Genomic DNA, 14256 nt, shown 5'->3' with positions numbered 1-14256 from the left:
AATTAGCCTATTCTATTAGCGAACTCGTCCCCGTGGCAAAGTAACGTTCGCGAGATCTGGCTGGTGTCGCCTTCATTCCCACAACAGCAGCAGCTTGCGAAAGAAAGCATTGGAGGGCATGGGCTTCGAGCCGCGGGGCAACCGGACGGCCAGATAGACTGTCAGCCATTTGCGATCGATCTCGCGGATCGAAACCTTCAGCTCATGCAGCTCGAAAGGATTCGAAACCCGCGTCCACCCGGAGAATGCGAGCACGCCCGTTGGGGTGTCGTGGTTCCACACCAGCTTTTCTTCCGGCCTGCCCAAAGCGATGGCGAACTCGAATGGCGACGCGTCCTCGTGTGCGATCTCCACTGTCGCCATGACGCTTCTGGCAAAGGCCGGGAAGGCGGAGTTGAGGGCGGCGGCGACAATGCCATGCGTGCTCGGTCGCAGGAATATGCCGCCATTATCCCCAGCAACGAGCAGCGTCGGCAATTCGGAAGGATAATCGGTCACGAGCGTTGCACGCTTGAGCTCATCGTCGCTCATGCGGCGGATGCGCTGGCGCTGTTGCGGCGCGCTGAGGCGAGGCCGCTTCGCGCCGGCCAGAACGGCATTGCGGATCTGGATTCCTGAAAATCCTCCAAGCACCCGCGCCGCCCGGCCGCTGCCGCTGCACCTTACCGCCAGCAGCAGATCGAGCCTGCCCGACGCAGGCAGCATGGCTGTCGTCCTTATCTCGCGTGCCTCGCGGGCTCGGCGCACATCGGCCCAGCCACTCCCGCTCCCACTCTCAAGTATTTTGGCGAGATCTCTGACGGTCCGGTTTTCGGCGTTTACGATCGCAATCTGGAACTGCGCAGGATCGGCGATTTCCTCATCGAGATAGACCCAGCAACCCGCACTGACCACGCCCGCCGGACAGACCCCCTTCAACACCGCCATCGCCGTATTGCCGCCCTTCGCTTCGACAAACAGTTGATCCGGCGACTGTTCGACGTAGGTCAGTTGATCCGGATCGGCATTCGGGTAAGAGCTGACAAGAGCAAGACGATACGCCTCAGCGGGCAAATACTGGTCGCGATAAAGCGATGAATTCAGTTCGGACATCGCATCGTTGGCCGCCGCATCGAGCATGTCCACGACGCCCAAGGTGAAATCAGAACGCCCCGCATAGGCGAGGAGTGATATCGCGGTGTCCGCCCTTCCTTCGCGCGCGGCAATTGCTGCCAGCAGCTGCAATGCGTCGGCGCCGCTTGCCGAACCCGTGCTCAGCTTGACGTAGCGCTCGTCGTTAACCAGCAACTCCAAATTTCGAAGGTTGAGATCCTTTTCATAGTATGCGGTGTTCGTGCTAATGCCCAACTGCACGAACAAGTCCGTCCGGGCGAATTTGTGCTTTCGAAACGCATCGATGATTGGCCTGCGATTCCTCACCCACTCGGCATTCAGGTTCATGCCTGTCGGATCCGATTTGTACCAGTAGATCGGCTCGGGAATGGGGACGATCTCCAGACCTGCCAGGTCCGCGCGCAGGAAAAATTCCCAATCGCTTGCGGAAAATCCTCGTTCTTCGTTCACATAGCCTATCTTGTCGAAGACCTCCCGCCGGAACATGGCATTGGCATCGCCGTAGGGATTGGTGATCAAGGCGATGTCGGCCGGTCCGCCTACGGGAAAGTAGCGCATGTAGCCGCTTTTCGTATCGAGCGGCGCAAAGGACTCGTTGAACCACTTGGCAAAAGTCGTGCAGATATCGGCGCCGGATTTTTGTATGCCGGAGACGAACGTGCTGACGGCATTCGGGAACAGCGCGTTGTCGTCGTCGAGGAATAGAATCAACGAGCCCTTGGCGGCACGGATCCCGGCGTTTCGCGCCTTGCCGAGGAAACCGTTCTTCTGCCGGATGATCCGCCAGCCACGCTGCTTGAACTCCGGCTCGAGCTCTGCCAGCAGCCGGATCGCGTCCGGATCGGTGCTGCCGTCATCGACGACGATCAATTCGATTTTTGGATAGTCTTGGCGTCGAACGGACGCGACCGCCTGCGGCAGCAGCCGCGCCCGATTGTAGAAGGCAGTGATGATCGACACGAGCGGTTGCTGGGTGCGGCCGCGGGTGGCTGTCTCGGCGGGACGCTTGCAGAATTTTGCATGCAGCGCGGCCCAGGCTTTCTCGCGCGCTTTCCTGTTTCGCAACGGCTTCGCCGGGCCAAATGATCGGCTTTCCAGGGCCGATGAGATTTTCGCCGCTATCGCAGGGGCAGACGCATTCATCAGCACAGTATCAGCCGAATTGGGATCAAGCGTTTCCCGTATGCTGCCGACATCAGTCGCGACGAATGGGATTTCCTCATCGAGGCAAGCCGCCACATCGAGTGGAAGCTGGGCGGCCGTGTGTGTGAGTGCGACCAGAGCGTGGCTCTGACGGAGATACTTGAAGATCTGCGGCCTGTCCTCGATAGGCAGTAGCTTCAGCTTGAACGGCCAGTGCCGCGCGCGCCGGACGACCATGCCCCCCGAGTGCTCACCCAGCACAGGACCAAATGCGCCGATAACCGTCACGGTCAGGTCGGCTGTGCCCTTATCGGCAAGGCGATCGAGCGCGTCACAAAACAGCATCAATCCGCTGCGTTCCTCGGTGCCGGAGAAATGGACCACTTCGGCAGCGGGACGCGTTCGCGGCCTGTAGTGATCCACGGCAAAGTTCGTGCGCCATTCCTCTGGTACCAGCGGTGAGGCGACATGATGGCTGGCGGGCAATCGCCATCCGGCCTCAACCATCCAGTCCAGCACGGACTGGCCGGTAGCGACGAGATGGTCGCAGTTTTCGGCAGACTTCTTTTCCATATGGCAGACGGTAATCTGCTCTTTTTTGTCGACCATTCTGGCGTTGGCATCCAGTTTCCATCTAAGGGGTTCATGCGCGAGCACGACTATCGTGGGAGGATTGGGAAACACGCCGGTGCGTTTGGCGACCGTGGGAAAATGCGCCAGTCCGCCCTCGAGCGAAAAGTAGACGACGTCAAAATCGTTCTGCTTCAGGTAGTGATAAACGGCCACCGAATTCTTGTCGCTCGATTCCAGGCCGCGCAGCAGCTCGGGCGACGGCGGCAACAATTCCAGCCGCACCAGGAAATTGTCCAAACACCATTTGCCTACCGTGACGATCTCGTGTTCATCGGGCTGGGTCCCGAGTGGCGCCGGCACCCAAAGCAGCGTAACGGTGTCACCGGTTCGCGCCAGATACTGGGCCAGTGCGTAGGTCGCCGAACCGGGATCTGTTGTCACGGTTGAGCCGAACTCAACTTCCGAAACGACACACACATTGCGGGGCTTGTGGCTTGCCTGTCGCCTGCGGGTCGACGTCGCCCGCGCCTTAGAACCAACGCTCAATGAGTTACCCCTCGATCATCAGCCGCCGCCGGTAGTCTTGCCAATAGTAAGATAACACTTTGATAATCGTCTCGCGGGGATAATCGATTTGCGGAGCCGCGATGCCGGATCCGTATTCGCGCAACCTGGATCGATGACGTTCAGATGCTTGGCCATCGGCTTCTAAGACACCTCGAAAGGCTGGACGACCTGCCGACCGAAGTGGGGAAACGCGAAGTCCTATGCTTTGTCGGGTTGCGCAACGAGGCAACGTTGCTGCCTTATTTTCTCGACCACTACCGCAAGCTCGGCGTCGACCGTTTCTTCTTCCTGGACAATGGCTCCACGGACGGGACGCGTGAGCTGATTCTGGAACAGCCCGACAGCCACTGCTTCCACACGGAAGGGTCGCATTTCGCCGAAAACGTCGATCCGCCCCGGTGGGTCAATACGCTGATGAATGTTTTCGGAACCGGCCACTGGTGCGTATCGGTCGATTCAGACGAGCTGCTTGTTTATCCCGACTGCGAGCAGGCAGGTCTGCGCCAACTTTGCGACTATCTCGACTCCACCGGCGCGGAAGCAGTAATAGGCAACTTGGTCGATATGTACGCAGACGGCCCGTTGGCTGAATGCAGCTATGACGGCTCAGTCCCGCCTGTCGAGGCTTCACCTTACTTCGATCCGAAGCCGGGATGGATGCGAGCCCGTGACGGCAGGCATCCGCCGGAGCAGATGTTCGGCGGTGTTAGGGAACGCGCCTTCTGGCACGGTAGGTTCAAGCAGACGCTTCCCCCATGTTTGACGAAGGTGCCGATCGTACGATGGGAGCGAGGCAGATCCTATCAGGTCGCGCAGCACGCGATCACTGAGGTCAATTTCAGCGAGTTGCGCAGCGCGCTCCTGCATTTCAAATTCGTGTCAGGTTTTCGCCAAAAATCGGCGTCCTCTTTGAGCGAAAATGCACAAGTCAAGGAAAAAGGGCTCGAGGAACGTGCAGCCTACATGGAAGCACTGGAGCGAAACCCGAAGCTAGCGCTCCGCGACCATCGTTCCGTGCGCTATCGCGATACCGCGCAGCTCGTGGAGCTCGGCTGGATGAAAACCTCGGATCGCTACGCTGAGTTCGTGTCAAAGCAAGCGACGCGCCGCCTTCGCGACGGCGCGTCCGCCTGACATTTTCGAGAAAATCGGCGCTTTATCCGCCGTAGCGGCCGCCACCATCTCCACCGTTGCCGTTTCCACCACCGGTTCCAAACTGCGACAGGCTGTTCAAAGCAAGCGCTTTGCAGGCCGTTGGCGCATTCGGATAACGATGCAGGTAGTCCTCTAGCGCCTCGATGGTGCCGATCTTGAGGGCCTGCTCGCAGGCGAGCTCGGCTTCCTTGATTGGAGCAACTTCGATTTGCGCTTGCGCCGCATTCGAAAACGCGACGCTCAACCCGAGCAGACTGAGTCCGCCCAGAAGTAGCGACTGTATCTTACGCATTACGCCCACCCTTGCCACTACATACCCCATAGGCTGTTGATACTATTGATTTGTTAGCAATTTGTCAACCATATCGGAAGAAATCGGCTTGAGAGATGGTTAACTTTGAGCGGCTGCTTGGGCCTGTGAAGGCTATTTCTCGCCGACGGGGCTGAATCGCGTCGTGGCCGCAGAAATGCGGCGCCGAAAAACAGGCGAACCGGCAGCATGTCGAGTTCAGATTTCGAACGTCCTGCTTTAGTCGCTGAACACCGTCAGCGTCCGAAAGAAGGCGTTGCTCGGAGCACCGTTCGGTCCTTCCACGAAGCGCACCGCGAGCACGATCGAAAGCGGCATCTTGCGCCTGACATTGACCGTCGCCGCCAAGGCGTGGCGCACGAATCTGTCGCGGACCGTCATCCAGCCGGAAAAGCCGATTGTCTGCGCGCCGACATCCTGCTGCCAGTCTATAGGCCGGTCCGGGCGGGCGAGCGCCAGGCCGAACGCGATTGCCGGAGCCTCGGCATGGGCGAGTTCGATGGCGGCCTCTATTCTGCGGAAGAAGGGCGGGAATTGATGATCGATCGATGCTGCGACCGCACCCTCCGCATGCGGGCGCAGGAACACGCCGCCGCCGTCGGGCGCCACCAGCAACAACGGCAGCGCGGCAGTGCGCGGCGTAAGCAGCCTTGCGCTCCTCAGCACGTCGTAAGCGAGCGCGCCTGAACCGCTGGCCGCCTCGGCTCTGCCTGATGCGTCTGGCTGCGGCCTAGCGAGACCGCCTCCAAGCAAGGCGACGGCAGTATCGTGGCGGCCGGCCGAAGCGGCGATGCCGGCCAGCGTCTCGATCGCTGCCTCGCCGTTCGGCTCGAGGTCGCTGAGAGCCAGATATTTGCGATCGGCAGGCGTATATTTCAGGTTCTCGCGCGCGCTGTCGACTTCGGAACGCGCCGTGTTCTGCGCGATGGCCATTTGGTGGAGCAGCCGGGTGTCATCGGATCGCAGCGTCCGGAACGCCTCCAGGACAGGCAAGCGGTTGTCGTACCAATTCGACGTGCGGAACATGCCGTCCGGCTTCGACCGGTACCAGTAGAGCGGCTTTGGAATGGGCCTGAGCTTGAGCCCGGCGAGTGAGGCCCGCGCGAAGAACTCCCAGTCGTGCATGGCATAGCCGGGATCCTCAAGCCAAAATCCGATCTGCGAGAAAACCGACCGGCGCACCATCGCATTGGCGTCGCCATAGACGTTGTGGATCAGGCCCAGCGCGTCGGGGCCGCCAAGCGGCAGATACTGGATCAGGCCGTCGGCCCGGTCCTCGGGCACGAAATCCTCATAGAAGATCAGTTGGAAGGCGGTGCAGATATCGGCGCCCGATGCCGCCATGCCACGGACGAAATGCTCGACGGCTTCCGGAAAAAGCGCATTGTCGTCGTCGACAAACAGGACCAACTCGCCGCGCGCGGCGCGCACTCCGGCATTGCGGGCGGCGCCAAGATGCTTGTGCGGCCGGCGCAGGATCCTCCATCCGCGCTTACGGAAGCTTGGTTCCAACGTATCCAGCAATTGCCTGGCTTCTTCCAGATCGCTTCCGTCGTCGACCAGCACCAGTTCAAGATTGCCGTAGGTTTGCGCCTCGACCGCTTCGATGGCCTGTTTGAGATAGAGCGGCCGGTTGCGATGCGCCATCACCACCGAAACCAGGGGCGCCGGTTGGGGCCGCTTGCGAATGCGCTTCCGGGCAGCGGGCAGAGGGCGCGTATCCAGCCATGCCTTGCGGCCGGGCCCCGTCATATCGATCCGCCGTGGCCGGGGCGGCTTCTCGAGCGCCGCCAGCATGGCGGCCGCCAATTGCGCCGCGTCGGGCTCGACCAGCGGCGGCTGGCCGGCTTCAGCCTTCCAGGCTTCGGCATTCGCGCCGGCATTGGTTGCGACGAAGGGCAGCCCTGCCGCGGTGCATGCGCCAACGGCCTCGCCGGTCGATGCGGCAAGGCTTGGGACAACGGCCAAGGCGCCGCTGCGTGCGAGGTAGTCGAGCCTCTCCTCGAAGGTCGCGCGCGGCAACAGCTTGAGCCGGAACGGCCAACGTTCGGCGCGCCGCAGAAGCAGTCCGCCGCTGTGCTCGCCCATGATCTTGCCGAATGGACCGAACGCGGTGAGGGTCAGCCCTTCGGGCGCCGATTGCGCGAGGATGTCGAGCGCGTCGCAGAGCAGCGTCAGCCCGTCACGAAAGCGCGATCCGGCCAGGGCGGCAAGCTCACGCGCCTTGCTCGCGATGGGTGGCTGCGGCGCTTCGGTCCGGACGGCCCGAAGCGGTGGCGGCAGCACCGTCGCCTTTCTCACCTTCCAGCCTCTCGACAGCATCCATTGGCGCAGGGCGGCGGATGCACAGACCGTCCTGTCGGCCATCTCGGCGCAGTACTTTTCCATGTAGGCCGTGGCGATCGCCTCGGTGCTGCCCATGAATGTTTTGTCGGCTTCATGCGCCCATTCTTGCGGAGCGCGGGCAAGGAGGACGATCGGCGGCGTGGCGAAGGCATCGGTCTCAGCCGCGAGCAGGGTGAAGTAGGGCAGGCCACCCTCCAGCGGCGCGTAGACCAGATCGTAACTGCACCGCTCGAGATAATGCAGCAGCGCAGCGGAGCGGCTTTCGGGCGTCGCCAGCGAGGGAAGCAGCTGGTCGGACCGGTCGAGAACCTCCAGTTTGACCGAGGCGGCCTCGAACTCCGCCCGGCGGGCCGCGACCTCGTCCGTGGATGGCACGTCCCGGCCGGCAACCCACAGCAGCGTGACGTCGTCTCCGTTTTCGGCGAAGAGCCTTGCAAGTTCGCCGGGCGCCGAGGCATCGTCTTTATCGGCGTCGCGCCGGATCGCAGGCATGACCACGCAGATGCGGCGACGACCGCCTTCCGGCTTCGGCTTGCTTCCAGCGGTCATTGAACGTTCCTCTGACCCAAATCGACCGGCAAGGCTTCCAGGCTTCTCTGGTCTTTGACCATGTCGGATTTACTTTTCAGTGATCATCCTTCTGCGCCGTTGATAAACCAATGCAATCAAGCGGCTCCTAAAAAGACTGTGCAATCAAGCGATTGTTACAAGTTTATCGACACGGCATAACCAATCTTTACGCGTCCGGGCTAACCGTTCACGGCATAGCAGGAGGCGCGAATGAAAACGATATTGAAGTTTCTCGCTGCGCTCGCCTTGACGGGCGCGATGATCTCGACGAGCTCGGCAGACCAATTGCTGCGTCCGCGCATGAATCTCGGGAAGGGCTACGTCAAGACGATCAGCGGCGACCGCGGCGGCTATGTAATCGACTATGCCATCCGCATGCTGAAGATGCGCCGCAGTGGCGGCTTCGTGCGCTTCAACGGTGCGTGCGATTCGGCCTGCACGCTTTACCTGGCGATGCCCAAGAGCAAGGTCTGCGTCACGCGCAACGCATCGTTCGGCTTCCACCTGCCGTATGGCGCCGGGGTGCGCGGCAACCAGGTCGCGGCCGACTTCATGATGAAGAACTACCCTGGCTGGGTTCGCGGCTGGATCGCCAAGCGCGGCGGCCTGAAGAACTCCGTCACCACCATGACTTATGCGGATGCGAGCCGGTTCCTGCCGACTTGTCCCGCCGAACAGCGTTCGACCATTGCGAGCCTCAGCCCAACGCGCCTGCGCGGCGGTTGAACCCCGCAGCAAGTGCTGGGACACCGACGACGGCGGGTGCTTCAGGGCGCCCGCCGTTGCCGTTTCAAGCGGCCGCGCACATTTGAACGGAGAGGTCGTTTGTGTATGTTCGGGCAAACTCCAGCGGGTGTGGGGTGAATGCAGTCTTGTCAGAAGTTCGTGCTGATCGCTTCGCCGCGAACCGGTTCTCAAGCGCTCAATCGCCATCTCAACCAATATGACGGGATGGTGCTGCACGGCGAAATCTTCAATCCGAGCTTCGTCGGCTTGCGCCATGACTATCACGAGAAAATCGATCTGCCGCGCGATCGGGTCGATTTGCGAGATGTCGAGCCGGAGCAGTTCATCGCGCGCATCTTCGACGATCCGTCGGCTCGCTTCGTCGGTTTTCACGTATTTCCCGACCAGACACGCGCGGCCATACTCCCCGTGTTGGAAGATGAAAGCGTCAAGAAGCTCTGGCTTGTCAGGAATCCGATCGCGTCCTTCGTCTCGTTGCTCGAAGCGGAAGCATCCGGAGTATGGACAGTCCATGCCACCGACCGGTTCGCAGCCGACAGCCCCAGAAAGAAGGTGCATTTCGACATAGAACGTTTCAACGCGTTTCTGCGCGAGCTGAATCTGTTTCGCGCAAAGATCAGATCGGTGCTGTTCGAGACCCGACAGCCGTATTTCCCGATCCACTATAGCGACATCGGCGATCCACTGGTTGGCAATGCAATCATTGCCTATCTCGGCGGTTCCCAGCGACTGGACCACTTCGAGACCGAGATCCTGAAGCCGCCGCAGCGGCCTTTCGTCGACCGCATCGAGAATTACTGGGAATTCGTGACCTATTTCAGGGCAGTCTCGACCGACGGTCTGTACGCGTTCGGCTGACGTCGGAATGAAGCCGGGCCGGCCCGCAACACGGTCTCAGCCTTCTTCGCTGCCGCAAGTTGGCCGCTTCCATGCTGATCGGCGCTTTGGCAAACCCATCGTCTTTCAATCTTTGCGGTTAACCAGTTCTGAAGAGACCTCGTTAACGCACACTTGATTTTGTTGACTCTTTCCTGCCCCGAACCGATTTTGCGCACGGGGTTTGAAAGCTGCCGGCCGTGGTTTCTGGCCGGAGCACAAACTGGCGGTGGGCAATCTCATGAGTATCGGCGGCGGTATGGGCTCGGCGAGCCGGTCCGAGGGCGGCCAGACGGGATCGAGGACGAAACCTGCATTGACGCAGGAACTTCGCTTCACGCGGACGTCCTTGCGCGTCATTTGCACCAGCCTGTGGTTATGGCTTCTGCTGGGCATCTACCGGGCCGCAATCGTCGATCCGCAAACGACATTCCAGGGAGGCCTGGCGTCCATTCCCATGGGATTGGCGGCAAGCTATTACGACCTGATACTCATCACATCGGTGACGGCGGCAACGCTGATCCTGCTCTTCCTTACAAAGTCAAGCCGGCTCGCATCCGCGGCCGTCGCCTCCCTTTTCTATCTCGTGGTCCTGGTGTCGCTCGGCTGGGGATTTGCCAACATCAATCTCGTCAAGATGCTGGGTGAGCCTTTCACCTTCCAGTGGCTGGTCTATGGCGACTTCCTGCAGAATGCCGACGCCAAGAGCGCGATGGGCGATGCCCTCAACGTGAGGGATGCCGCGATCCTTTTCGGGTCCATCGTTCTGGTGCTGGCCCTCGGCTACGCCGCGGGCAGTTTGTGCCAGCGGCTGAGTTCCGCAGGCCGCAAGAGGTTTCTCATCGCTTTGGTTCTGTGCGTTGGCGCGGCCCTGGTCGGCAGCGGCTATCATGTGCGCGCTCAGTCGCTGCCAGCATCCAAGGTCGACAATCCTATCGTGTATTTCGTTCAGTCGGCGTGGTTCAGTTCGACGCCGGTGACTTTTGCGATGAGCGCCGGCGGCGATGATCCCGATGTCGCCAGCGTCGGGGAGCGTCCGGCGGAAACCTCAAGCTTCAAGGCGCCGACGCCAAATCCGATCAAGAACGTGCTGATTTTCATGATGGAGTCGGTGCCGTCGAAATACATCGAGACGTTTGGCGGCCAGTATCCGATCACGCCGAACATAAAGAGCTATGCCGGAGATTCCATTCGGTTCGACAAGATCTATGCGCATGCTCCTTCCACGCACTATTCGATCTTCTCGCTGCTGACCTCGATGTACAACGACATCTCATTCTACGGGATGACTGCCAAATATCCGTACCTGCCGCTGGAGACGATCTCCAACACCCTGTCCAAGCACAATTTTCGCACCGGGTTCTTCTGGAGCGCCGATTCCCGTTTCCAGCGTGTGGACGAGTTCCTGCTCAACAAGGGACTGGACGCCATCCAGGACTATCGGGGGCAGAAATGCGCCACCCCGACCTTCAAGCTCAGTACCGAGCAGTGGAAGAACATGGACTACAACAGTGACCTCTGCACGGCCCAAACGATCATCGACTGGATGAAGAAGGATCCGCAGAAGCCCTTCTTCGGCATCATGTTCACGGCGATGACGCATTATCCGTACATCACCGGCAGCCCGATGTTCTCGAAGATTGGTGCCTTCCGCCAAAGACATCGGGCCGGTGCACTACGTCGATGACGAAAAATTCAATGCCTATCTCAACGCCCTGAAGGTCGGCGACGCAGCGTTCGGTGAAATCCTCGATTCACTGAAGCAGTCCGGCAAGCTCGATTCGACGCTAGTTGTCGTCCTTGGCGATCATGGCGAGGCGTTCGGAGAACATGGCGACTACGTCCATGCCACCGCAATCTACGACGAGAACGTCCACATTCCGCTGATAATGATCAACAAGCACCTTTTCCATGACGAAGTCGCGCATCCGGTCGGCGGCATCGTCGACATTGCTCCGACGATCATGGACATACTGGGACTGCCATTGCCCGAGCAGTGGCAGGGCCGCAGCCTGTTCAGCGAGCAACGGCCAAACAGGACCTTCTTCTTCAATCCGTGGGCCGGCTCCTTGCTCGGTTATCGCGATAATGATCGAAAGGTGATTTTCAACGCTACCACCGGCAAGGTCGAGGAATACGACCTTAAGGCCGATCCCGGCGAAAAGACGAACCTATTCGAAGAAGGCTTGAGCGATCGAACGGCGCTGCTGCAGCCGATTGCCGGCTGGGTGCAATCGCAAAAGCGGCGCATAGCCACACTTGTCGCCAACGCGGCCGGAGACGCGGGGCACTGCACAGCCACAAGCTTGGAGATCGACGCGGCCGGCACCGACTACCAGGGTCAGCCTCGCTTCGACGTCTTCGCCGACGGCAAGCGCCTTGGCGAGATCGCCGTCCAGGGCAAGGAGAGCAAGGCCTCGACAGGCGAGCAGCGCGTGGCGGAACTGACGGAGGCGGCCGTCGAGGCGCAACCGTTCCACATCGACCTTAGCGGCGTGCCCAATCCAAAGACGATCGAAATTCGTTATGTCAACGACGAGTGGGCCGGAGACGGCCGGCCCGGCGATCGCAACCTTTTCATCAAGAGCATAAAAGTGAACGGGCAGCTTGTGCCCAACAGCAAGCTGCACGTGGACGAGCAATCCCATGGCTACACCGACGACAGCGGAACCGCCATGTATACCAACGGCTCGCTATGGGTCAGCGGTCCGTTTATCGAAGGATGCATGTAGGGCAGGGCATCGGCGGCAGCGCTTCGCTTTACAGCTTGCCCTCCGGCCGCCATTCCCGCCGGTACCAGTCGACGAATTTCGCCAGTCCTTCCTCGATCGGCACTTTCGGCTTGAAGCCCATGTCGCGCTCTAGCGCGCTGGTGTCGGCAAAGGTCTTCTCGACATCGCCGGGCTGCATGGGCAGATCCTCACGGATGGCCTTCACGCCGAGCAGCCCTTCCAGCGTCTCGATGAAGCGGCCGAGATGCACCGGCTGGCTGTTGCCGATGTTGTAGATGCGGTGGCGCTCGCGGCCGGCCGCCGGCGGCTTGTCGAGAACCGCAATCACGCCCTCGACAACGTCGTCGACATAGGTGAAATCGCGCCACATCTCGCCATGGTTGAAGACGCGGATCGGCTTGCCGGAGAGCATCGCCTCGGTGAAGATCCAGGCCGCCATGTCCGGTCGACCCCAGGGGCCATAGACGGTGAAGAAGCGCAGGCCCGTCTGCGGCAGCCCAAAGAGATGCGAATAGGTCGAGCTGATCAGCTCGTCCGCCTTCTTGGTCGCCGCGTAGATCGACACCGGATTGTCGACGCGGTCGCTTTCCACGAACGGCACCTTGGTGTTGCCGCCATAGACCGAGCTCGACGAGGCATAGACCAGATGCTTGATCTCGGGCGATGCACGGCAGAGCTCCAGCACCTCCAGGTGGCCGGCGATGTTGGCGTGGATATAGGCGCGCGGATTTTCGAGCGAATAGCGCACGCCCGCCTGGGCGCCGAGATGCACGATGCCGCTCAGCAGCGTTCCCTCGAGGTTCGCCGCCAGCGCGCCCGGCTCGGCTATGTCGAGTTGGCGGAACGAAAATCCGTGCCGGCCGGAAAGCCTGGCGAGCCGTGCCGCCTTCAATGCCGGGTCGTAGTAGGCGTTCATGCTGTCGACGCCGACAACGGCGTCGCCGCGGGCGAGCAGGCGCTCGCAGACATGGCTGCCGATGAAGCCGGCGGCTCCGGTCACAAGGATGGTCATGCGCGGACCTCGGATGAGGGTAGGGGCGGGATCATTTCCGTCTCGGGGCTTTCTTGGCTTGCGCCGGCGGGCTCGGCCAACGCCAGCCATCACCTTCGCCAGGCGCGGGCTGCGGGCGCGCCACATAGGCGAGCGAAACATTGGCCTCGAGATAGACGCGCGACAGCATCTCGGCGAGTACGCCCGACGTTACCATCTGCAGGCCGGCGATGACCAGGAAGAAGCCGGTGAACAGCATCGGGCGCGTTCCAATGTCCTGTCCGAAAAACACCTTCAAGCTGAACAGGTAGGCAAGGATCAGCGAGCCGAGCACGCCGAACACGATGCCGATGCCGCCGAAGAAATGGCCGGGCCTGGTGCGGTAGCGCATGAAGAAGAACATGAAGACCAGGTCGAGCACCACGCGGAAGGTGCGCGAGATGCCGTATTTCGACTGGCCGTGGATGCGGGCGTGATGCGTCACCACCTCCTGGGCGATGCGGCGCGGCGTCGTCACCGTCGCCAGCCAGGCCGGGATGAAGCGGTGCATTTCGCCATAGAGCCTGACGCTGCGGATGACGCTGCCGCGGAACACTTTGAGGCTGCAGCCATAGTCCTTCAGCCGCACCCCGGTGACGCGCGCGATCAGCGAGTTGGCGATGCGTGACGGCAGCCGGCGCATCCAGAAACCCTCCTGACGGTTCTTGCGCCAGCCGGCGACGAGGTCGAGGTCCTCGGTCAGCAGTCGATAGACCATGCGCGGTATGTCGAACGGATCGTTCTGCAGGTCGCCGTCGAGCGTCGCTATGACATCGCCGCGGGCAGCGTCGAGGCCGGCCTGCATGGCCGCCGTCTGCTTGAAGTTGCGCACCAGCTCCACAGCGTGCACATGCGCACCGTATTCGGCCGCCAGGCGGCGAATTTCATTCGGCGTGGCGTCGGTGCTGCCGTCGTCCACCAGCACCACTTCCCAGGGCTGGCTGTAGTTCTCCATCGCCTGGTGGATACGCACGATCAGCGGCTCGACGTTGTCGGCCTCGTTATACATCGGGATGACGATGGAAAGCTGGTGCTCGGGCATGACGGCACCGGCAGGCAGCCCCGACTGAGGAATGGGAAGCATGTCCATGGCG

10 protein-coding genes are annotated in these 14256 nt (G+C 61.1%); 5 read left to right on the top strand and 5 right to left on the bottom strand.

Annotated features, from left to right (window positions below; genetic code table 11):
* Nucleotides 1–72: 72 nt before the first annotated feature.
* Nucleotides 73–3375 (bottom strand): DUF6212 domain-containing protein, encoded by a 3303-nt coding sequence (locus P9254_RS16750; RefSeq protein WP_278056457.1) that lies wholly within the window; start codon nucleotides 3373–3375, stop codon nucleotides 73–75.
* A 144-nt stretch (nucleotides 3376–3519) separates the two neighbouring features.
* Here P9254_RS16750 and P9254_RS16745 point away from each other — a divergent pair, with 144 nt between their 5' ends.
* The gene (locus P9254_RS16745) at nucleotides 3520–4530 is read left to right on the top strand and encodes a glycosyltransferase family 2 protein (protein ID WP_278056459.1); all 1011 of its coding nucleotides are present in this window, start codon (nucleotides 3520–3522) and stop codon (nucleotides 4528–4530) included.
* Nucleotides 4531–4552: 22 nt separating this feature from the next.
* Here the strand turns inward: P9254_RS16745 and P9254_RS16740 are convergent, their stop codons facing one another.
* Nucleotides 4553–4843 carry a hypothetical protein gene (locus P9254_RS16740; RefSeq protein WP_141247041.1) on the bottom strand — a complete coding sequence of 97 codons (291 nt, stop codon included), beginning with the start codon at nucleotides 4841–4843 and terminating at the stop codon, nucleotides 4553–4555.
* Nucleotides 4844–5080: 237 nt separating this feature from the next.
* Entirely contained in the window at nucleotides 5081–7756 is a 2676-nt protein-coding gene (locus P9254_RS16735; protein WP_278056463.1) for a DUF6212 domain-containing protein, read from the bottom strand.
* Nucleotides 7757–7987: 231 nt separating this feature from the next.
* Between P9254_RS16735 and P9254_RS16730 the strand changes: the two genes are divergently transcribed.
* From P9254_RS16730 to P9254_RS16715, 4 genes are all read left to right on the top strand, one after another.
* Nucleotides 7988–8503, top strand: a complete 516-nt coding sequence (locus P9254_RS16730) for a hypothetical protein (protein ID WP_245307730.1) — start codon at nucleotides 7988–7990, stop codon at nucleotides 8501–8503.
* A 138-nt stretch (nucleotides 8504–8641) separates the two neighbouring features.
* A complete protein-coding gene (locus tag P9254_RS16725) occupies nucleotides 8642–9382 on the top strand; it encodes a hypothetical protein (RefSeq protein ID WP_095830283.1) in 741 nt (246 codons plus the stop codon).
* Nucleotides 9383–9584: 202 nt separating this feature from the next.
* Entirely contained in the window at nucleotides 9585–11087 is a 1503-nt protein-coding gene (locus tag P9254_RS16720) for an LTA synthase family protein (RefSeq protein ID WP_278056466.1), read from the top strand.
* Entirely contained in the window at nucleotides 11044–12132 is a 1089-nt protein-coding gene (locus tag P9254_RS16715) for a sulfatase-like hydrolase/transferase (protein ID WP_278056468.1), read from the top strand. Before P9254_RS16720 ends, P9254_RS16715 begins: the two co-directional genes overlap by 44 nt.
* Before the next feature lie 28 nt (nucleotides 12133–12160).
* Here the strand turns inward: P9254_RS16715 and P9254_RS16710 are convergent, their stop codons facing one another.
* Together P9254_RS16710 and P9254_RS16705 are read right to left on the bottom strand one after the other, a co-directional pair.
* A complete protein-coding gene (locus tag P9254_RS16710) occupies nucleotides 12161–13144 on the bottom strand; it encodes an NAD-dependent epimerase/dehydratase family protein (protein WP_278056470.1) in 984 nt (327 codons plus the stop codon).
* Between the two features lie 31 nt (nucleotides 13145–13175).
* Nucleotides 13176–14252 carry a glycosyltransferase family 2 protein gene (locus tag P9254_RS16705; protein ID WP_066995901.1) on the bottom strand — a complete coding sequence of 359 codons (1077 nt, stop codon included), beginning with the start codon at nucleotides 14250–14252 and terminating at the stop codon, nucleotides 13176–13178.
* Nucleotides 14253–14256 lie beyond the last annotated feature (4 nt).

Origin of the sequence: Mesorhizobium sp. WSM4983, from assembly GCF_029625765.1 — a bacterium.
GTDB lineage: Bacteria > Pseudomonadota > Alphaproteobacteria > Rhizobiales > Rhizobiaceae > Mesorhizobium.
The sequence above is the reverse complement of the archived record's forward strand: the minus strand, read 5'-3'. Positions and strand labels throughout refer to the sequence as shown.

Excerpts from the sequence above, each read along its gene's own strand:
- P9254_RS16745 (WP_278056459.1), top strand. The coding sequence starts at position 3,520 with ATGCTTGGCCATCGGCTTCTAAGACACCTCGAAAGGCTGGACGACCTG.
- P9254_RS16740 (WP_141247041.1), bottom strand. The coding sequence starts at position 4,843 with ATGCGTAAGATACAGTCGCTACTTCTGGGCGGACTCAGTCTGCTCGGG.
- P9254_RS16735 (WP_278056463.1), bottom strand. The coding sequence starts at position 7,756 with ATGACCGCTGGAAGCAAGCCGAAGCCGGAAGGCGGTCGTCGCCGCATC.
- P9254_RS16730 (WP_245307730.1), top strand. The coding sequence starts at position 7,988 with ATGAAAACGATATTGAAGTTTCTCGCTGCGCTCGCCTTGACGGGCGCG.
- P9254_RS16725 (WP_095830283.1), top strand. The coding sequence starts at position 8,642 with ATGCAGTCTTGTCAGAAGTTCGTGCTGATCGCTTCGCCGCGAACCGGT.
- P9254_RS16710 (WP_278056470.1), bottom strand. The coding sequence starts at position 13,144 with ATGACCATCCTTGTGACCGGAGCCGCCGGCTTCATCGGCAGCCATGTC.
- P9254_RS16705 (WP_066995901.1), bottom strand. The coding sequence starts at position 14,252 with ATGGACATGCTTCCCATTCCTCAGTCGGGGCTGCCTGCCGGTGCCGTC.